Genomic DNA, 19,095 nt, shown 5'->3' on the forward strand with positions numbered 1-19,095 from the left:
GTACGTCGCCCGCGCCCTAACAATCAGGGAAACAGTGTCAATCTGGCGAAAAATCACAAACAAAGTCGCACAACTGAGATTTGGCCAAAGTATAAAGGGCAAAAAAGATAGGATCGAGTTGTTGATCATATCGAAGATCACTGACTAAGAATGTGAGAATAAATGGCGACCGGTACATCATCAACGGCTGTCGAGCAAATGATGCTTGACGAACACATTATGGCAATTGCAATAAATAGACCAGAAGCTCGAAACGCCATAAACGGAGCAGTTGCCCAAGGAATAGAGGCTGCGATAGACAACTACGAAGCCAACGAAGATGCATGGGTGGCAATTCTCTATGGCAATGGAACCAACTTCTCGGCTGGGGCCGACCTCAAAGAGATTGCGAGCGGCAATGCTAGTGCTCTAGCAACATCTCGTGGCGGATTCGCCGGCATCGTCCGTCGGGATCGAAAAAAGCCTCTCATAGCGGCTGTGCACGGCTCTGCCCTAGCGGGAGGATGCGAGATCGCACTAAGCGCCGATCTAATAGTTGCCACAAAATCAGCCAAATTTGGGGTACCAGAGGTAAAGCGATCCCTAGCAGCGGCAGCTGGGGGACTTTTTAGATTGCCAAAGGTCCTACCTAGAAACCTAGCATTAGAGATGATACTCACAGGGGATCCCATCTCTGCAATCGACGCTCACCTGCACGGAATGGTCAATGTGATCACCGAAGACGACCAACTGCTTATAGATGCCACTGCCTTAGCCAAGCGAATTGCAACAAATGCCCCACTTGCGGTTAGAGAGTCGCTCCATATCGCAAAGAGAGCTCTAAGCCTGTCTGAAGATGAGCTATTTTCATTGAGCGCCATGGCTATGAGCACCCTATCACAGACAAATGACTTTCGAGAAGGGCCCAGAGCGTTCATTGAAAAGAGAGAACCCAAATGGACTGGCTCATAAGTCCACTTTAGGCTCAGATAATTTATGCCTCTCGTGTCATCCTCAGGCCATCCGCTTTGAACCCAGCTCGTTCTAAAGCACTCTTAGAGGAACGAGCTCCGGGAGAGACAAAGCTGTGAATCGATAAAGTTCCGCAACCCAATGCCACTGCAACGATCTCATTGAGAAGTTTGGATCCATAACCTTGGTTGCGGAACTTGCTATCGACAAAGACTATAAACTCTCCACTTTGACCATCAATAATCAACGAAGCAAACCCAACTAAATCAATCCCACATCGTCCAATCAGAAGCTTCCGATCGTCAGATCTACTCAAATCTGGAAAAAACGAAGGGTAAAATCGATCAAAAGCTTGCCTTGCCAGTTCTTGACCACCGCGATATTTCGAAACCTCATGGACCAGAGCACTAATACAAGTGAGGCCAAAATCCCGCTCTCTTGGTGAAAATGGCTCGACCGAAAGGCTTTTTCCTATGACCAAAACTCCTTGCGACAACAAATTAGCTGACGACTGCAAAATCCGTTTTCGTTACGGCTGTTCTCCTAGCAGCTTTTGAGCCCTAGCTACTATGGTCTTTCGCCCTCGATGTTCTGTCTCAAAACGAACCACCAGATCCAGCTCAGAAGGGCTCAGCAGGTCAAATCTTGCGACTATTTGATTCGCCGATAAAGTCTGATAGTTAGGAATTATGACATCGATCTCGCCATTGGAGACGTCAGCAACATTGACATCATTTACCGATGCTAAAGGTCGTGACTTAGCATCTAGGTCACCAGCACCACTCTCATCTGATTCTGTCAAATCCGCCAAAACCGTTGTCTTCTCGCTGGCCTCCGCCTCGACTGTCGTTGTTCTATCAGGCTCAGAAGAAGGAACATCTGAATAAAAACCACCATCGTTAGAAGTCGACGATGAACCACCCGGAGTGGAATCATTACCCAGTATGAACCTCGCTAGATCGCCCCAAGGTTCAGGCAGCACCGAAGTAATTCCATCCGTCACAGAACGTCGGATATCTTCAACTTGGGTCTTTACCTTATTGCCCGTATAGTCGACGGCCATCTTTCCCATGAATTTGGCTACCATAGTACGCGACTCTACGATAGAGCGACCATTTTCAACGGCCTTTGGCAATGATTCCGCCACTGATGTTATTATTCCAACTGGGGCATATACGAGGTAGTCGAGAACCTTAGCAATATCTTCTTCTTGCACCGTGACATCAATTCCTTATTTCTTGGTAGAAAACCACCAATAATCATTACAAAATCTTACACACAGTCGCGGCAATAAGTATGTTCCTTATCAGCTAGCTGGGTAAGTTTCTTCACCAAAAAACAACTTTGGCATACAAACTCGTCGGGTTGCCTCGGTAAAACCGTGAGCGCGATATCTGATCTATCGTCGGAATCATCGTCGTCATAGTCCTCGTCGTCTGAATCAACGACCACGAGACGTTCTTTTAGAATGTCATCGAGACTAGCCTCTACCTCTTCTTCAATCTCTTCATCGTCATCGGATTCATCATCTACATCTGAATCCGGGAGGTCAGCATCGTCGTCGTCATCGACCAAAATATCGTCTGGTTCGAGTTCTTCCTCTTCCAACTCATCGACATCAAGCTCTTCTAGATCTTCCAAATCGTCAGGATCGTCGAGAATCTCTTCATCGTCGAACTCCACATCGTCTAGTCCCTCGTCAAATTCGTCGTCTAATTCGTCATCTAATTCAAGATCGTCGCTCAAACCCGCATCATCGTCGGGCTCTTCAAATTCGACTGCCTTCTTCCGAGCCATAAATTGTCCTTTCAATAACTTTATAAAATGTCACAGAGATCATCAACGTCATCCCTATGACCAAAAAAATACCCAAACCGGCCTGAATCGCTTGCAAATATAAATACTTCGCATAGTGGATCAAGATTAATACAGATTTTGTTCCCGAAAGAATCTAGTAACTTGGAAGCGGTTATTATGCCTGTTATGTCGATTAGTGACTATATCGATCTTTCCGCCTTGTCAATCTCACGCTTTATCGAATCCCTACGACCCAAAGAACCATCGCTCAAATCAACATGTAACATAGATGATGATATTCGTTGATGGCGCGCTACTTTCGAAATTGCCTTAAAAAGAAGTTGAGCAACCTCTCTATAGCTCTCATGTCCCTGTGGTTGGGATCGCAATTCAATCAAATGCATCAATTCGCGAGCATTTGCCTCAATTTGAAAGCGCACTCGATATGCCATCGGCACAAGATACGCACTTATGTCACTCCCATATCTTTCATCAATCCTGGCATGTAGCTCCAAAGGCGCTTCAAGCGCCTTTTGGTACCTAACCTTCTCTTTTGTCTTGAGTCGGCTAGAAGCATAGCTGCCAAGATCCATTGTCAAGGTTTGCCAGGAGATGTTGAGCATCCGGTGACGCTGAAGGTCGCGAAAGGCACCGTAATCGGTCTCTATCTCAAATAGATAACGACTACGCTCAAAGGCTCTCGAAGGGCGATGGCGTCGGTTCAATCGTTCACCTATGTACCCTTCAAACAAGTGGTCTAGCTCTATTGCTGTAATCGAATCGAGATAGCGATCTATTTGAGCGGCTGACAACTGAGTCATCTCAAAGAGTATTCCACTGGCAACTCGGCGCTCCCCGTCTGTGTCAAAAGAGATAAGGCGGACGCGACATCCCAACTCTCCCGTCAAACAATCATCATCTTCTAGAGGATCGCTGTTGGTCGCTCCTTTAAGTTCCCTTCTGGTGGAGATGTGGCGTGTATCTGAAAGATACTTTACCCACGGATCCCGCCGATCATTGCGATCAAGTCGAGAGACCAAAGAAGGAATCTGCGAATATAGCTGTCTTTGAAGCGACGCTCCAAGTCTTTGTATCTCCATTAGCGGATGCGCCAATAGGTGAAGGGTCAACGCCTCAAACGCCTGCGCAGAGCCGTAGACGCCAACGTTTGACTTGGTTGAAGCAGGTAAAAGACCTCGCGTAGCATCCAGTGCCGCAGCTCTTAGTGTAGCCCTTTGCAATGGCGAGTCCTCACTAGAGGTTGCGCCATCTTGAAGCAACCTAGCCATGACCTCCTTGGACAATGCGGCATACTCCACAAAAAGCTCATCCATGGCATTTGAAAAGGCCAAGGGGTCGTCGCCTTGTAACTCGGGTGGGGTGTAGTAGCGAAATTTCCCATTGGAATCGAGGAGGTCGTATGGTATGTAGCGAGTCGATTGTTCAAGATATGACATCAACCTGGGGCGCTCAAGCACCTTAGTGGCAATGTTAGATATGTTCTCAAAGGAAAAATGAATCGATCCAAGTTGAGCCACCGAATCATCCCCATAGTCGGCCAAAACTCGAGAAAAAAGGCCCTGGGCCCTAGCTACCCCCTGTCTGGATTGGTCGCTAACCATTTCATTATCATAAAACTCATCCAAAAACAGGCGGCGAATCGACTTTGGAGAACGAGAATATCTGGCAAACAAAGCTGCCTTGGTAACTTCGGGGAGGTTCGTTATCGAAAAGACGTCCTCTTCGATACTGGAAAAGTAACCGCTGAGGATCTCTTTTTCAATTTCAGTAAATTCTTCGGTCATTGCCCAATACATTAGGAGCACTTGAGGGAAATGGCTTCAATAATGTCTATCCAATAGCGGTATTTTAAGATCCCAAAGGAAAATTCATCCGCTCTGGCAGTGTTTGGCAAACCCTATTCGTCAATTGGTATAACTCTTTAGCTGGGGCCGAAAAGGCAAATTGGCCAAAAAAAGCGCTAGCGTGCAACCTTAGTACAATGTCACCGCTGAACTCTGATGGAAGCCTCCACGACACCTCGACACAAAAGGCGATTCAATGACGACAGGTTCAAAGCTACCTGCGGATCGTCCACCACCGAGGCTAACTGGCGCGCTAAATCGATAATCTGCTTCATGAATCGAACGAAGTCTCCACCAGGGACTCCATGATCGCCTATGACGCTGGCGAGGTCTCTGCCTCGAGCCCAAGCGCCGGCGTAAACCATAAATCCGGACTCGACTGATTTGGTTGGAGGAATTCTAAGGCGGGACTCCTCGCGATTTAGTTCCGCCCTAATATCGCACACCAAATTAAATCTCTTTTCAAGTTCACGAGACGGGAAACGATCCGACCCTGGAGCTGAAGTACGCGGCTCATAGACAAAGACCGACAGAAGAGATGCAAGCTCAACTGAATCTAACCCCGCAAAGACTCCATTATCATAGGCAAGAGCGATCAACAGATCAGATTCATGAAAGAGACCAGCTAGACGCTCGCCCTTTGTTGTAAGTTCCCAGTCAACAACAAAATTGTGAGTCGTGAGCACCTCAAGGACTCGATCAAACTGCCTAGCCAAGGACTCTGTATTGGACTTAACGCTCTGTCTGAGCTCCCCAGTTGTGAGTTGAATCCGCCGGAGCCGCTTTATCGCGGCTATATGTCTCGTAAAGTCTGGACAACGTCGAAGCTTATCCCGAAGTTCGTTCATCTCATCTTCATTTGCCTCCTCGAGCTCTCTTTGACCAGTGCGACGCTGGAGCAATGGCTCTACCAACAAACAGTCGGCTATTGGCATATCCCTTAAATGGTCAGCTACAAGATGAAGATAGTCATGGTCCTTGGGATCGTACTGGACCTCTACCTCGATGCGACCAACGACCTTAGGAATAAAATCGATCGTATTGGGCCGCAGAAGGTACTTCTGACCACTTGTACTGATCGCCCACGCGCTAATTCGCCCGCCCTTTTTCTTCGAGCTAGAGACGATAGCCAATCGTGTTGGAAAATGAGACTCTCCCTCGCTGGGTGCTATGATGACATCTCCCGGTCTTAACCTAGAGAGATGGAGGTGGATCAAGCGCTCTGGAGGAGGCGCAACGCCAACCTTTGGAGCCCGATCCTTCTTCTTCACCGAATCATATATAGCCTCAACGTCACCCAATTCACACGACGCCGCCTCTAGCAACTCATCTTCTTGGCTTCTAAGCTTGGCCAATCGCGCCTCTAAACGCACTATCTCTGCGTTAGATCTAAATTGTGCAAATGAAAGATTCAACAAGTTGTGCGCAATCTCGGGCTCGAAACTCTTCACCAAATTAGCGGCCATATTGTAAGTGGGTCGAAAAGATGAAGTAAGGGGATAGCTGCTTGTCAGCATCAAATGAGAGACTTGATCGAAGCTTACAAATGGAGACCAAAGCGAAAGGCAATAACCTATCTCGTCGATTCCGCGACGTCCTGCTCGCCCTGAAAGCTGTGTATATTCACCCGGAGTAAGAAGCTCATGAGTCTCGCCGTTGAACTTGTTTAACTTTTCAATCACAACGGTCCGAGCTGGCATATTGATCCCCAAGGAAAGGGTCTCGGTCGCAAAGACAACTTTCACTAGCGCTCTTGAAAAGCACTCTTCAACTGCCTCTTTTAGTGGCGGGACCATCCCCGCATGGTGCGCCGCTATACCGGACTCTAAACCAGCCATAAAGGTCGAAAACCCTAAAGCTTCCAGATCTTCCGATGAAAGATTAGTAATAGACCTATCGACGATTGCACGAATCTCGCTTCGCTCTGCCGGGGTCGTCAAACGTACCGAAGCACGCACCAACTGCTCAACGGCTGCTTCACAGCCTTGTCGTGAAAAGATGAAGAAGACAGCGGGAACCATCGATTCATCCTTCAAGAACTCGACCACCTCAAGGCGTCGTGGAACGCCGCTTCGTCTCAGCGGCCTCTTTCGAACGATAAGCCCTTGAGAGCGAGGATCGTCATAGCGTGAGCAATCTGGGTTAGGGCGACCATCTACTATTGCCTCCATAATGTTTAGGCCATTGAATCGATCTTCGGCAACTCCGTAGAGATGCACCAACTCAACGGGACGCTTCGTCTCAACCACCACATCTGTAGGGCCTCGAACGGTTCTAATCCAATCACCAAACTCCTCGGAGTTGGAGACTGTTGCCGATAGACAAACCAAAGAGACCGACTCAGGGAGGTGAATAATCACCTCTTCCCAAACCGCACCGCGATAAGGGTTCTGCAGATAATGGACTTCGTCCATAACCACATATGCCAATCGGCCCAGATCGGCATTACCCTCATAGAGCATGTTCCTAAGTACTTCCGTCGTCATAACCACAACTTCAGCATCTGGATTTACAACGTTATCCCCCGTTAGAAGGCCGACCCGATCGGGACCATAGAGAGTTATGAACTCATAAAACTTTTGATTTGACAGTGCCTTTAGAGGAGTCGTATAAAAGACTCTCAGACCCAGCGAGAGAGAGCGATCAACGGCATATTGAGCCACCAGCGTCTTTCCACTTCCCGTAGGAGCAGCAACCAGTATCGAACGATCCATGTCGATCGCTGCAAAAGCCTTCAGCTGGAAAGGATCCGGCATCAATCCTGTTCGTTCGATAAACGATTTGTAACTAGGAGTAGTGAGCAATGGGGGCTATTTCGTCAGTTGATTAAAGCTTTGATACAACTGATCTTATGGCAAATTCTAAAAAGAAAACCACCTTAGCTAGGTATTTCACAATTAGCTAGCCTTGATCTCTTTTTTCTCGCGAACCAAAACTCTTCCAATCAGGATCGCCACCTCATAAAAGACCACCAAAGGGATCGCTAGAGCAAACAGTGAAAACGGATCAGAGCTAGGAATCACAACAGCTGCCACTGTAACGATTATTACAATTGCCCATCGTCTAACCGAGGCTAGCTTCTTTGGGGTAACAACTCGAGCAAGTTCAAGAGCCACAAGTAATACCGGAAACTCAAATGAAGCCCCAAAGGCCGCCATGAGCAAGAATATCAGGTTCAAATAGCTTGAAGGCGTGTAGATCTGCTTGAGCTGTTTCCCACCGGCTGCCTGCAGAAAGGCTAAGGCGTGCGGAAAGATAAAGTAAGCAACATATGCACCGCTAACAAAGAGAATCAAAGACGCTAGGACAAATGGAACCGCATATTGCTTTTCCTTTTTTCGAAGGCCCGGCGTAATGAAACGCCATAGTTGCCACAAAATTACCGGCAATGCAAGAAAGACTCCGCCATATCCTGCAATCTTAATTCTCAGCGCAAAGCCATCCAAGGGACCCGTCACATAAAGCGAACATGAGGATACTCCTGATACGTGACAGTAAGGCTGGGTAAAGAAATTTAACGTTTGGTTATAGAAGATATAAGAGATCACCGATCCAACCAATATCGCAAGTGCAATCTTGGTCATTCGCGATCTAAGCTCCGCCAAATGCTCAAAGATGCTCATCGAGCCATCTTTATCACCTTTGTGTTTGAGCGATATTCTAGGTACCTTTATATTCTTCAAATTCGAGACCAACTGCTAGTTTAGGAAACTTCTTAGTTCCAATAGGGATCTGCGTTGAATCCTAGATGATCCACGCCTTCAATTGGGCTCCATGGACGTAAAGTCGCATCGGCACTCCAGCTTAACGACAAATTAGCCCCACCAGACGTATTAGCGCCTTGGGGGTCGACGTTAGATTCCTCTTGGGTGATCGAGTTGGTCCCAAACATAGATGCTGCATGCGCTTGTGAAGGCGCCACTGCGGACGTAGTCAATAGTGAAGCTGCAGCACCTAGAGGTCCTTTGAGAGACATGGCTGAACCTAGCGGTCCTTTGATTGAACCAATAGAGGAGTCCACAAAGGATGAGATAGGGCCTACACTCTCGGTAATGGTACTTAGAGCACCATTCATCTCGGTCTGAATGCGCCCACGAACCTTCTGAAACTCATTCCAGTACTTTCCAATTTGGCGCATTGCGACAGGAAGTTTGTCGGGTCCAAGGACTATCAAAGCAACAGTTGCAATAATCAACAACTTTGTCGGATCTAAGTTGAACATATCAACCAAGATACTCTGTTATTGGTGACAACGTTGAGCGTATTCTAAAGATAAGTGATGATAGGTCACATTAAGAACTCCCACCTTAGAATACTCACCTGGAACCGACAAGAAACTACTCTTCTTTAGTAGACCCCTTCTCTATAAGTCGATCCAGCCAACCATCATTTGAAATCTGATAGTGAAAGTCCATCAGCTCGTCATAAGAGATTGGTTCGCCTTGATGGTCCTCTTCGAGTTCCATCGGCATTCTCCAAAAACTCATGGTCACACCCGACGACAATAAAATATCTACAACAGCCTTCTCAGCAGGCTTGGAAACCCTATAGCGGCAACTAGGACACCTAAAATTGTAGGAGGCCTGCCCATCTGTTGAACAAACCATAACTTTGATGTCTGCTAGCGTCAATTCGACATCACCACAGGTCGGACAGCTAGCCTTAATTAAAGGCATCGCGACTCCCTTCGCAAATTTGCATCCATACAAATAACCTAACAACGTGACTAATTTTTTTACGTTGCTAACCTTGGTTATCGACCGCGAAGATTAAAAAGTTGAGGAGAACGTTAGGTGAACCGCTCAAGCTAAAAGCATGTCAATTGAGACTCAGTCATCGACTACAGAATTGCGATTCGGTTAAAGGGATAGTATCTCAAAACTACCTGCCCCACGAATAGCGAACCGGGAACTGGACCAAAAAATCGAGAGTCGTACGAATTTCCACGGTTATCTCCCATCATGAAATAGTCACCGGGCGGAATTTTAGTCGGCGGAAGATTGTAAGTGAAATCCCCCTTGGGTAGATAAGGTTCACTGAGCCTCGTGCCATTTATATAAACGTGTCCATGTGAGGCAGAGATCGTCTCACCCGGCAAGCCAACTACCCTTTTCACCAGATCTTTGATCGTCGGGTCGACCTTGTCTGCAGCTGGACGAACGAAGACGACCATGTCGCCTCTCTTGACGCCAAACAAGGCAAAATTTACCTTTGACACAACAATTCGATCATTTATCATAAGAGTTGGTATCATCGACCCAGATGGAATATAGAAAGATTGAAAGACAAATAACCGAATTAAAATCGCAAAAGTGATCGAAAGTCCAAATGCTATTAAATTCGGGCGTAACCATCGTCTTGGCTTATCCGAACGAGCTAATTTAGCAGCATTCTTACCGGCTTCATTTGGATCAGACAAAGTTTCTCCTCGGACCTCGGAATTCGGCAAAAATACACCAACAATTCCGATTTAGCTTACAAATCGAACAAAAGAGCTTACAAACTCTCAATCAGCTTATCTACCCTATCGTCTTCAGATCGAAATGGGTCTTTAAGCAGTACCGTCCGTTGCGCTTGATCGTTCAATTTAAGGTGAACCCAGTCGACAGTAAAGTCGCGGCGCTTCTCATTTGCACGCTTTATGAATTCCCCACGAAGCTTGGCACGCGTCGTTGAAGGAGGGGTCTCCACCGCTGCTTCAATAGCCTCATCGCTAACCATTCGCTCGACAAAACCACGCTTTTGCAGCTTGTAAAAGACTCCACGATCTCTTGATACGTCGTGGTACTGAAGGTCGATAAGTGAGATCTGCGGATGGCCCAGCGTCACATCATTACGGGCCATAAACGCCTCAAGTAGATTGTATTTAATAACCCAATCACATTCGCGGCCAAGCCTAAATGGGTCGATGGCTATATTCTCTAACACATAGATCCACATATCGAGGGCTTTGGACTCCTGATCGGGCAATCCTTGCAGATCACGATATTTGACTGCGCGTTCACAATATTCATTCTGAATCTCAAGTGCGCTTAGCTCGCGCCCATTGACTAGACGGATCTTCCTGGTGCAGGTGAGGTCGTGCGAGATCTCACGAATGGCACGAATTGGATTTTCAATTGACAGATCACGCAACACCACGCCGGAATCCTCAAGCATTCTCAACAAAACCGTAGTCGTTCCGACTTTGAGAAAGTTTGTATATTCACTCATATTGGAGTCGCCGACGATTACATGCAGGCGTCGATACTTCTCGGCATCCGCATGTGGCTCATCTCGAGAGTTGATTATCGGTCGCGAACGGGTCGTTGCAGAAGATACGCCCTCCCAAATATGCTCAGCCCTCTGTGAAATCGAATAAACCGGCCCTCGAGCGGTTTGGAGGACCTTACCCGAACCAGCAAAGATCTGACGAGTCACAAAAAATGGAATGAGGATATCCGAATATTTTGAAAAATCATCGGTCCTAGTGGTCAAATAGTTCTCATGACAACCATATGAGTTTCCGGCCGAGTCGGTATTATTTTTGAATAAATAGACGACGCCCCGAATGCCCTCTTCTCGCATTCGAGCCTCAGCCGAAAAAACCAATCCTTCTAAGATCTTTTCGCCTGCTTTGTCGTGTGCCACCAAGTCATAGAGCGAATCACACTCAGGCGTGGCATATTCAGGGTGTGAGCCTACATCGAGGTAGAGTCTGGCGCCATTTCCTAAAAATACATTCGAGCTTCTGCCCCAAGAGACGACCCTTCTAAAGAGATATCGGGCCACCTCGTCCGGACTGAGGCGGCGCTGACCACGCAACGTGCAGGTAACCCCGTATTCATTTTCAAGGCCAAAGATTCTCTTTTCAAGTGTCAAAGCATTCTCTCCATATACATCTTTGACCCAAAACGCCGTTCGAACCAAGATCTCCAATAATTTTAAATTCGCCATGGTCGTTTCTGGCCAGTGAAGCGTCGATAGGGTCACCTAGCCGCCTAGACCTAGAGGGAAAAGTATTTCCCTCTAGGTCCCTATCATACCTTCATCGAAAAATTCACTCCTCGAGCAATTCACTCAATTCGCTTCCAATGATGCGCCTAAAAGTACGGCGACCATTCTTGTCCTGTAATACTGCAACCTCAAGATCATGGGCCCCAAGCTTTCGTTCTGGACCACCTAAGGCTAAGATGGCCGAGGCTAGGGTACCTTTTAGGGAGTCCGAGGCGTCGTAAGTCTCGCCAAAGCGAGTCGCAATTGCATCCGATTCGCCTCCTAGAACCGTAAAACGATCTTCGTCCATTACCGTACCGTCGTAGAGAATATGGAACAATTGCGACCGAAAGTTCTTCCTTCCGAGTTCAGCGACGAGTATCTCAACTTCAAGGGGTTTCATCTCATGGGTAAAGACTTGACCTAGATAAGAGGCATAAAGATTGGCAAGCGACCGAGCATCTACATCATCCCTCGAATAGGCATAGCCTTTGGTATCAGCGTGACGAATCCCTGCGACTCTAAGTTGGTCAAATTCATTGTATTTACCAACGCCGGCGAAAGCTATGCGATCATAGATCTCCGAGACCTTGTGCAAGGACTTAGATGGGTTCTCAGCACAAAGAAGTATCTCATTTTGAAAGATCGCACAAATAAGTGAGCGGCCACGAGCAATTCCCTTTCGAGCGTAGTCTGCTCGATCCTTCATTACCTGTTCAGGTGCTACGTAATACGGCATACTCATTATTGGCCGCCTCCAATCCCTCTACGATTTCCAAATACTTCTACCGCGATTGCACCGATCTCTTCATCACTAGCGGCTTCAAAGCCCGCACTAGTGATAGTTGCAACAACTGGGAAGATCTTCCTTGCCAGGTCGGGACCGCCAGTTGCTGAATCCTCTTCGGCTGCTTCAGTCAAAGCCGAGATAGCAAGTTCGAGCGCACCTTGGCGAGAGAGTGGAACGTCTTCCCTCAGACCGGCCTTGATAGTGCCCTTTGCGTCCCTACCACCCGAACCGGTCGTCTGAAATGCAACTTCTTCATAACGCCCACCTGTAATGTCGTAGGCAAAGATTCTCCCGATCCCACGGATCTGATCCCATCCAGCAAAGAGTGGGACAACGGCGAGACCCTGCATTGCCATGGGCAAATTAGCTCGGATCATCTGTCCTAACTGGTTTGCCTTACCCTCAAGGGAGAGCACGACACCCTCGACCTTTTCGTAATGTTCCAGCTGGGTTTGAAAAAGTCGGACCATTTCAATAGCCGGACCCGCTGCACCTGCTATGGCCACTCCTGAGTAGCGATCAGCCGCAAATACCTTCTCGATCCTACGATGTGCAATAAAATTACCCTCAGTGGCTCTACGGTCTCCCGCCATTACCACCCCATCGGAAAACTTAAATGCAACAATTGTTGTGCCGTGAGGAACGCTAAGTTGACCATTGGAAGTGCTCAAAGAAGAAGCAATGCCTCCACTGTCAAATGGAGACAGACCTGCTCTATCGAGCGTCATCAAAAAATTCGGACCTGGGTCCTCTGTTGGACGAAAAATCGGCAAACTCACCGTAACTCTCTCCTATCCACTTCTACCTGAAACGGACTCTAACCATTACCTTATTACCCTACGGCAGTGATCAACAATTCCGAACACTTCCAAGGCAGCTCTTAGGCCGTTCAAGCAAATTCACTTTGGTGCAATTTCCCTATTGAATTGCTAAAACTTCATTGGAATTCTACAACCCTCCAGTCGCCCGAAGTGGATCAAAATTCGCCTGCACTTTTTCATTTAGGCCATTTAGGTCATTTAGGTCAATGGCACTAAAGCGTCAAAGCACAACCAGGCAATGCGCTGGTGCAACGAAAGATTGCATCTAAAAGAACTAGCAGCTCCATAAATTTAAACCAATGGGAGCGCAATCCCCTCCGTAAGGGAGGGGTCAAGCGACCCCATCCTTTCTTGGTCTCCCTGATTTACCTCTTGGGAGTTTCTGCTTTTCTATGTACTTCTTTACTTTCTCTAATGGGGCTCCACCACAAGACACTATCGACCATGAGGGTGACCAGAAGTGGTTCCCCCACAAAGCATCTCGGACTTCCGGCCAGTTCTTTGGCTTGCTCTCATGGCTGCGAGCGTCTTCATCAACATCACCAGCCTTGATAAAGCAACTTTAGCTGCGTTGGTTATCGACAGGTGAGCATGATCACCGTCTATCTCAAAAGCATCGGAGATGGAATCAAAACGAGTACACACTTCAATGAGAGCGGATTTGATCTCGTTACTTACTCTGTTCGTCATCACATAACGGCGATATTTAGGAACCAGTACAATGTGGGCATGAAATTGATATAGACCACATGCCTCGGGTTACGCTAATCATCGATCACGAACTTCGGGTGAGCACTTCTTTACTCTTGCCATAATGATGACTCCTTAACCCAAGACTTGGAGTCTCCAAGATTTCCGGGGCGTATCAAAAAGATAGCTCCGCCACCCACCGTCATATATAGCAATCCAAAGACACCGACAAACCAGCCATAGGCCGATCCGCCCAAGCGCGAGCTCCACTGGCATGCATATCCAACTAGTGGAATCCGAATGCCCAGTTCAGCCACCACTCCTGCAACTAAAAGTTGTCCGACTCCAACCACCAACCACTCCCAAATGCTTGCTGGTCCAAAGTTATTTAGGGCGTCGCCATAGGCGAGAAAAATTCCCGTCCTAATCGAAATAATCGAAGACGAGACTCCAAAAAGAGTAAAAAAACGAAGAGACCGACTCAAATCCTGGACATAGCCAAATCTAGCCATTTCATCGCTTGTATCGCTTTTCGTGGTCGGCTTGATCCGACGCCGATCTCGACTAACAATCAAAACGCACCCGGTGAGTGTCAAGATAGTTGGCACATTTGCTTAGTTGGATCTTGGCGATCTATCTGGTCCTTTAATTCACGATTCCAGATGTAGATAGTTGTCTTTGGTATCTGGACTTGTTTAGCCAAATCGGCGATTGCACCTCTGGGTGCATTGGGATCTGACAACAGCTCCCTCAGCCTCTTGACAACAGCTTCTTTTTGATCCTTTGGATAAGGCTTCATCGTGTTCGATCAAAGTTCTCGCCCTGCATGGTTGGTATTCTATTCGAATAGATGCCAACTCCCTTGACACCTAGGGCTATGGAGCAATTGCACTTAGCTTATCTCAAGCCGGTGACAAAAGAAGTGTTCACAGCATTCTTGCTCAAGTGTCTACCCATAGCCGCTTGAACGTAACGATGTTAGATGATAACAAACGTCTACATAACCTTCGTATCTCCTCTACTCCAAACTCTACCCAAAAAGAGATCTACTCTATTCTTGGAGTAGTAGATACCCTAGCTCGAACCAAGAAGGTGATTGCTCAACTGTAGTGCCCAAATCCAGACACCAATATGGTCATGACCTGGGCTTTCATGGGGTGGTTGTCGAGTGGCGGGGAGGAACTTCCCCTCCCCGCTCTCACAGAACCGTGCGTGAACCTCTCAATTCACACGGCTCCTAGCGAACCGACTTTTGGTATTACCCCAAATGACCAGTGAGCCCAAAGATTGGGTTCACGTTCGGCTATTTGAGATAGGTATTTCCAAGCATTTGCTCGTATGCTAAGTCGCCTGTACTTTTTGCGTGCCCATCTAATCAAATAGATATTGATACGTCGGAGGAGTTGGCCTAATCTGGATTTGTAGAAGCGTCCATAGTAGTTGATCCAGCCTAAGATCACCGGGTTGTAAAGCCTGGCGAGTTCGGCTATGGTTTGGCCTGTTTGGAGGTGAATACGAAACCGCCTAAGTTCTCTGCCCATTTCTTCTACCGCTTTATCTGAAGCCGCTGGCAGGAAGTTGTTAAACTGCTGCTTGAACTTATTGCGGGCGTAGCGTGGTGCAAAGGTAAATCCTAGAAAGTCAAAGCGTATTTGTTCGAACTCTCCTTTACGGTTGGAGTCCTTACAATAGACGATTTTGGTCTTTTGTGGATGTAACTCCAACTTGACCTGCGTCATTCTCTGACCTATAGCCTCTAGGATCTCTTCGGCTCGTTTCTTTGTTTCCACATGTACCAAAAGGTCATCCGCGTATCGTTCAAACGGGGCATAGGGTAAGTTCTTTACCATCCATTTGTCAAAAGCGTAATGTAAGAACAGATTCGCCAAAATCGGAGAAATCACCCCGCCTTGGGGTAATCCTTGCTCTCGATCTATTAGTTGTCCATCTTTGTTTTGCATTGGAGCTTTCAACCAACGTTTGATGTAGAGAATTATCCATGGCTCTGATACGTGCATAGAGACAGCTTTTAGCAGCAGTTCATGATCTATTGTGTCCAAGAAGGCCTTGATATCTAGATCAATGACCCAATCGTACTTCCAACATCTCTTGCGTGCTTTTTCAATGGCATCATGGGCTGAGCGATTCGGCCTGTAACCATAGGAGTCTTCGTGGAAGACCTCTTCCAATCTTGGCTCTATGTAGGCTTTAGCTACCCCTTGGGCGATGCGATCTTTGACGGTTGGAATACCTAGGATTCTTTTACCGCCATCTGACTTGTCTATCTCGACATATCTAGTTGCCGCTGGAAAATAACTTCCAGAAGCCATTCGATTCCAGAGTTGGTAGAGATTGTTCTTTAGATCCATCTCAAAGACTGAGATGGACTGCTTATCAATCCCTGGTGCTCCTCGATTGGCTTTTGCCTCTTTGTATGCTTTAAGTACGACGTACTTGTCTTTTGTCAAAAGCTTTTTCTTGTCGTGGTCTTGACATTTGATCCCTCCCCCTCAACTTTTACCTTGAGAAGTTGTTCATTTGCATTTCCTGTTCACTCCATCCCCTTGGCTCCATCCTCATTACAAGGACTTCGTAGCTACTACGGGATGGTCCGCCCCCAATCCATAGGCATTTGGTACTTTCCCTCTTGTTGATCTGCAACTTGTAGGTTTTTCCTCATCTTTGGGCTTAGCCCATGTGGGCTTAGCCAAGAACGTCTAGGACTGGGTTCTCATGTTCCACATAAACGCCTGATGTTAAGCTCACGCCACCTACACGCCGGATGCCCAAGGAGCACTAATTGGGTTAGTCTCCAAGTTGTCCCGAAAGTTCGACGTCCCTCGGTTTCGACATCATCCATACCAATTTCGAACGCTTCGTCAGTGGTTTGTTTTCACTCGTCTTCTTAACTCATACCTGAAAGAGTCATTGCTCTAACTTTTTTAGTACCGCTTTGGACAACAGTCTTTAGCTAATGCCCCGTGCCATTATCGATAAGGTGGTTTGGAATCTCCTCCCAAAAGGCGATCCCGGAGGGCCTACCTCCATCATCTATGTAGCATTGCAGTGTGATTGTTATCAGCTTCTACATGATTTACAACCTCTTTCATTCATGACGCACGCCGAAAGTAGGGATAGGCCAAGTTCAAATTGTTCCCAAATGGTGATGAATCGATAGCCTCTAGGGTAATGTGACAGTGAAGGGTAGCTTCTGCTGCAAGTAGAGTCTCGGCACCAAAACAAAAACCGATATCAAAATCGACTATAGGCTCTTCAATTTTCTTAATCGTCCAAAGAGATTGCCAGCTAGCAGGCCCAAATCAGATAAACCGAACCTGCTAAATCCGCCATAATTATGCCCAGAGAGAGATAGCGTCATCCAGTTGATCTAGATCGAACTAGAGATCTTATTATCACCCAAAAGTTGAGCCACTACATCAAGATGATCTTGCGTCTCTGTTCTTTGGGTATTAGCCCCACAAGAAGTTATTGTCCACCTTTTTGAACGTAGTTGCGGACAAACTCCTCCGCATTGTCTTCTAGAACTTCATCAATTTCATCGAGCAAATCATCAAGCTCAGCCTTAAGCTTGTCTGACTTATCAGCCGTGCCTGGCGTGACCTCCTCTTCTACCGTCTCTTCTGTTCGAGTCGACGCAGTTTTTCGAATCATCTCACGTTCAGCCATCGTTAACTCCCGTTCTAAGAACCCAACCGTTTTATCAGCTCAGCAGCTGTGGCGCATTCTCTAATTAATTCATCGACGTGCTCAGCACTACCTCTTAGCGGATCCATCATAGGAACCCTACGCAAAGGATCCTCACCAAGATCAAAAATCATAGAATCCCAGTTAGCAGCCGCCACCGAAGGTCCATATTTTTCTAAACATTTACCTCGAAAATATGCCCTAGTTCGTTTTGGTGGCTCATATACCGCATCCGCTATTTCAGTTGGACTAACCACATTTTCCATATTCAATCTATAGAACAAAGATTTTGCCGGTCTTATGTCATGATATTGCAAATCAATCGCTGCAAGCTTTGGGTCATCCCATAGAAGGCCATGTCGTTGCTGATAGCCCTGGACCAACCTATATTTGGCAACCCAATCGAGACGATCAGCGGCCAGCATAGGGTCCCGCTCTAGAAGTCCAAGAGTCTCTTCCCAAGCGCCAAGGAGTTGCTTGGCCTCAACCTCGTCACCCAAAGCCAAAAGGCCGTGGCTCTGAGAATATCGTTTAGCTCGCTCTAGGTATCTATGTTGAAGATCCAAGGCGGTAATCGTCTTACCAGAGGCAAGCCTTAGAACCTTTTTGAGAGTGACGTCATAGGATATCGTTCTAAGCGTTGTAACAGGGTGCTCCAACGATGCTTCTATCCCATCCAAGGCTCCATCTTCTATCATCGCCAAGATAAGGGCCGTTACGCCCACCTTCAACCACGTTGAGAATTCAGACATATTTGCATCCCCAAGAATTACATGCAACCTACGATATCTCGTAGCATCGGCATGAGGTTCATCTCGGGTATTTACAATGGGCCGCTTGAGAGTCGTTTCGAGACCGACCTCTTCTTCAAAAAAATCAGCTCGCTGTGAGATCTGAAATGGAACCTGCTCCTTCGGAACGTAGCTCATCTCAGTACCGACTTTTCCAGCACCTGCGAAGATTTGTCGCGTTACAAAATAAGGGGTAACTTGCTCTACGATCTTGGCGAATGGAACGTTGCGATCCATCATGTAATTCTCATGAGTCCCATAAGAATTACCCTTTCGATCAGAATTGTTCTTATAGACCACTATGGATTGGCCCTGAGGCAAGACCTTGGAAGCCGCAATCATTGAGCGTCGAAGGATCTCCTCGCCTGCCTTATCAAAGACAACAGCTTCGCGCGGCGTCAAGCACTCAGGAGAGGAGTATTCAGGGTGGGCGTGATCTACGTAATATCTAGCACCATTTGTCAAAACCGTGTTGACCAAATGAGTTTCGACCTCGGGGCCCAACAAGAACTCCCGCTGAAAGCCCCGAGCATCTACCATTGGAGACTCGTCGTCAAAGTCCCATCCAACGCGTTTTGAGATCTGCGTTACGTAAGAGTTGACAAGCATCGATGAAGAGGTTATTGGATTGGCATCCGCCACACCAACTGTTTGAATTCCATACTCAGTCTCAACTCCACACACTTTTGCAACTGCCATACTTAGCACAT

20 protein-coding genes and 1 pseudogene are annotated in these 19,095 nt (G+C 47.2%); 2 read left to right on the forward strand and 19 right to left on the reverse strand.

What is annotated here, in order from left to right:
• Positions 1-162: 162 nt before the first annotated feature.
• Complete coding sequence (locus ACIDITHRIX25_RS77305; RefSeq protein ID WP_200891192.1) at positions 163-951, forward strand: crotonase/enoyl-CoA hydratase family protein; 789 nt, start codon at positions 163-165, stop codon at positions 949-951.
• Positions 952-973: 22 nt separating this feature from the next.
• Here ACIDITHRIX25_RS77305 and ACIDITHRIX25_RS77310 read toward each other — a convergent pair whose 3' ends face one another.
• The 16 genes and pseudogenes from ACIDITHRIX25_RS77310 to ACIDITHRIX25_RS77380 form a co-directional block, all read right to left on the reverse strand.
• Positions 974-1,432 carry a GNAT family N-acetyltransferase gene (locus ACIDITHRIX25_RS77310; RefSeq protein WP_201733111.1) on the reverse strand — a complete coding sequence of 153 codons (459 nt, stop codon included), beginning with the start codon at positions 1,430-1,432 and terminating at the stop codon, positions 974-976.
• A 48-nt stretch (positions 1,433-1,480) separates the two neighbouring features.
• On the reverse strand, positions 1,481-2,167 hold the full coding sequence (locus tag ACIDITHRIX25_RS77315) for a hypothetical protein (protein ID WP_201733112.1): 687 nt from the start codon (positions 2,165-2,167) through the stop codon (positions 1,481-1,483).
• 56 nt (positions 2,168-2,223) lie between these two features.
• On the reverse strand, positions 2,224-2,748 hold the full coding sequence (locus ACIDITHRIX25_RS77320; RefSeq protein ID WP_201733113.1) for a DUF4193 family protein: 525 nt from the start codon (positions 2,746-2,748) through the stop codon (positions 2,224-2,226).
• A gap of 200 nt (positions 2,749-2,948) precedes the next feature.
• Entirely contained in the window at positions 2,949-4,553 is a 1,605-nt protein-coding gene (locus tag ACIDITHRIX25_RS77325) for an FAD-dependent thymidylate synthase (RefSeq protein WP_160291737.1), read from the reverse strand.
• 200 nt (positions 4,554-4,753) lie between these two features.
• Entirely contained in the window at positions 4,754-7,369 is a 2,616-nt protein-coding gene (locus ACIDITHRIX25_RS77330; protein ID WP_201733114.1) for a DEAD/DEAH box helicase, read from the reverse strand.
• A gap of 141 nt (positions 7,370-7,510) precedes the next feature.
• A complete protein-coding gene (gene tatC / locus ACIDITHRIX25_RS77335) occupies positions 7,511-8,236 on the reverse strand; it encodes a twin-arginine translocase subunit TatC (RefSeq protein WP_152625874.1) in 726 nt (241 codons plus the stop codon).
• 92 nt (positions 8,237-8,328) lie between these two features.
• Positions 8,329-8,835 (reverse strand): Sec-independent protein translocase subunit TatA/TatB, encoded by a 507-nt coding sequence (locus ACIDITHRIX25_RS77340; RefSeq protein ID WP_201733115.1) that lies wholly within the window; start codon positions 8,833-8,835, stop codon positions 8,329-8,331.
• Positions 8,836-8,950: 115 nt separating this feature from the next.
• Entirely contained in the window at positions 8,951-9,289 is a 339-nt protein-coding gene (locus ACIDITHRIX25_RS77345) for a hypothetical protein (protein ID WP_201733116.1), read from the reverse strand.
• 164 nt (positions 9,290-9,453) lie between these two features.
• Entirely contained in the window at positions 9,454-10,032 is a 579-nt protein-coding gene (lepB, locus tag ACIDITHRIX25_RS77350) for a signal peptidase I (RefSeq protein ID WP_052604799.1), read from the reverse strand.
• A gap of 77 nt (positions 10,033-10,109) precedes the next feature.
• Positions 10,110-11,585 (reverse strand): Pup--protein ligase, encoded by a 1,476-nt coding sequence (gene pafA, locus ACIDITHRIX25_RS77355; protein WP_235347624.1) that lies wholly within the window; start codon positions 11,583-11,585, stop codon positions 10,110-10,112.
• A 67-nt stretch (positions 11,586-11,652) separates the two neighbouring features.
• Positions 11,653-12,333, reverse strand: coding sequence for a proteasome subunit alpha (gene prcA / locus ACIDITHRIX25_RS77360; RefSeq protein ID WP_052604800.1), 681 nt, complete (start codon positions 12,331-12,333; stop codon positions 11,653-11,655).
• On the reverse strand, positions 12,333-13,157 hold the full coding sequence (gene prcB, locus ACIDITHRIX25_RS77365; RefSeq protein ID WP_249685730.1) for a proteasome subunit beta: 825 nt from the start codon (positions 13,155-13,157) through the stop codon (positions 12,333-12,335). Before prcB ends, prcA begins: the two co-directional genes overlap by 1 nt.
• A gap of 373 nt (positions 13,158-13,530) precedes the next feature.
• Positions 13,531-13,635 (reverse strand): hypothetical protein, encoded by a 105-nt coding sequence (locus ACIDITHRIX25_RS000000104410; protein WP_502756216.1) that lies wholly within the window; start codon positions 13,633-13,635, stop codon positions 13,531-13,533.
• Positions 13,635-13,931, reverse strand: a pseudogene (gene tnpA, locus ACIDITHRIX25_RS77370) (IS200/IS605 family transposase); the annotation flags it as partial. The gene ACIDITHRIX25_RS000000104410 and the pseudogene tnpA, both read right to left, overlap by 1 nt.
• Before the next feature lie 68 nt (positions 13,932-13,999).
• Positions 14,000-14,401 carry an APC family permease gene (locus ACIDITHRIX25_RS77375; protein ID WP_201733117.1) on the reverse strand — a complete coding sequence of 134 codons (402 nt, stop codon included), beginning with the start codon at positions 14,399-14,401 and terminating at the stop codon, positions 14,000-14,002.
• 80 nt (positions 14,402-14,481) lie between these two features.
• Positions 14,482-14,688 carry a hypothetical protein gene (locus tag ACIDITHRIX25_RS77380; protein ID WP_052604805.1) on the reverse strand — a complete coding sequence of 69 codons (207 nt, stop codon included), beginning with the start codon at positions 14,686-14,688 and terminating at the stop codon, positions 14,482-14,484.
• A 146-nt stretch (positions 14,689-14,834) separates the two neighbouring features.
• On the opposite strand from ACIDITHRIX25_RS77380, the gene ACIDITHRIX25_RS77385 reads away from it, so the two are divergent.
• Entirely contained in the window at positions 14,835-14,999 is a 165-nt protein-coding gene (locus ACIDITHRIX25_RS77385; RefSeq protein WP_160291738.1) for a hypothetical protein, read from the forward strand.
• 116 nt (positions 15,000-15,115) lie between these two features.
• On the opposite strand, the gene ltrA is transcribed toward ACIDITHRIX25_RS77385, so the two are convergent.
• The 3 genes from ltrA to dop form a co-directional block, all read right to left on the reverse strand.
• A complete protein-coding gene (gene ltrA / locus ACIDITHRIX25_RS77390; protein ID WP_201733118.1) occupies positions 15,116-16,357 on the reverse strand; it encodes a group II intron reverse transcriptase/maturase in 1,242 nt (413 codons plus the stop codon).
• 1,018 nt (positions 16,358-17,375) lie between these two features.
• Positions 17,376-17,576, reverse strand: coding sequence for a ubiquitin-like protein Pup (locus ACIDITHRIX25_RS77395; protein WP_052606877.1), 201 nt, complete (start codon positions 17,574-17,576; stop codon positions 17,376-17,378).
• A 14-nt stretch (positions 17,577-17,590) separates the two neighbouring features.
• A complete protein-coding gene (dop, locus tag ACIDITHRIX25_RS77400; protein WP_201733119.1) occupies positions 17,591-19,084 on the reverse strand; it encodes a depupylase/deamidase Dop in 1,494 nt (497 codons plus the stop codon).
• Positions 19,085-19,095 lie beyond the last annotated feature (11 nt).

Source organism: Acidithrix sp. C25 (genome assembly GCF_904848545.2).

Coding starts and splice junctions, on each gene's coding strand:
- ACIDITHRIX25_RS77345 (WP_201733116.1), bottom strand. CDS start 9,289: ATGCCTTTAATTAAGGCTAGCTGTCCGACCTGTGGTGATGTCGAATTG.
- ACIDITHRIX25_RS77375 (WP_201733117.1), bottom strand. CDS start 14,401: ATGGCTAGATTTGGCTATGTCCAGGATTTGAGTCGGTCTCTTCGTTTT.
- tatC (WP_152625874.1), bottom strand. CDS start 8,236: ATGAGCATCTTTGAGCATTTGGCGGAGCTTAGATCGCGAATGACCAAG.
- ACIDITHRIX25_RS77330 (WP_201733114.1), bottom strand. CDS start 7,369: ATGCCGGATCCTTTCCAGCTGAAGGCTTTTGCAGCGATCGACATGGAT.
- dop (WP_201733119.1), bottom strand. CDS start 19,084: ATGGCAGTTGCAAAAGTGTGTGGAGTTGAGACTGAGTATGGAATTCAA.
- ACIDITHRIX25_RS77395 (WP_052606877.1), bottom strand. CDS start 17,576: ATGGCTGAACGTGAGATGATTCGAAAAACTGCGTCGACTCGAACAGAA.
- ACIDITHRIX25_RS77320 (WP_201733113.1), bottom strand. CDS start 2,748: ATGGCTCGGAAGAAGGCAGTCGAATTTGAAGAGCCCGACGATGATGCG.
- prcA (WP_052604800.1), bottom strand. CDS start 12,333: ATGAGTATGCCGTATTACGTAGCACCTGAACAGGTAATGAAGGATCGA.
- ACIDITHRIX25_RS77325 (WP_160291737.1), bottom strand. CDS start 4,553: ATGACCGAAGAATTTACTGAAATTGAAAAAGAGATCCTCAGCGGTTAC.
- ACIDITHRIX25_RS77380 (WP_052604805.1), bottom strand. CDS start 14,688: ATGAAGCCTTATCCAAAGGATCAAAAAGAAGCTGTTGTCAAGAGGCTG.
- ACIDITHRIX25_RS77340 (WP_201733115.1), bottom strand. CDS start 8,835: ATGTTCAACTTAGATCCGACAAAGTTGTTGATTATTGCAACTGTTGCT.
- ACIDITHRIX25_RS77305 (WP_200891192.1), top strand. CDS start 163: ATGGCGACCGGTACATCATCAACGGCTGTCGAGCAAATGATGCTTGAC.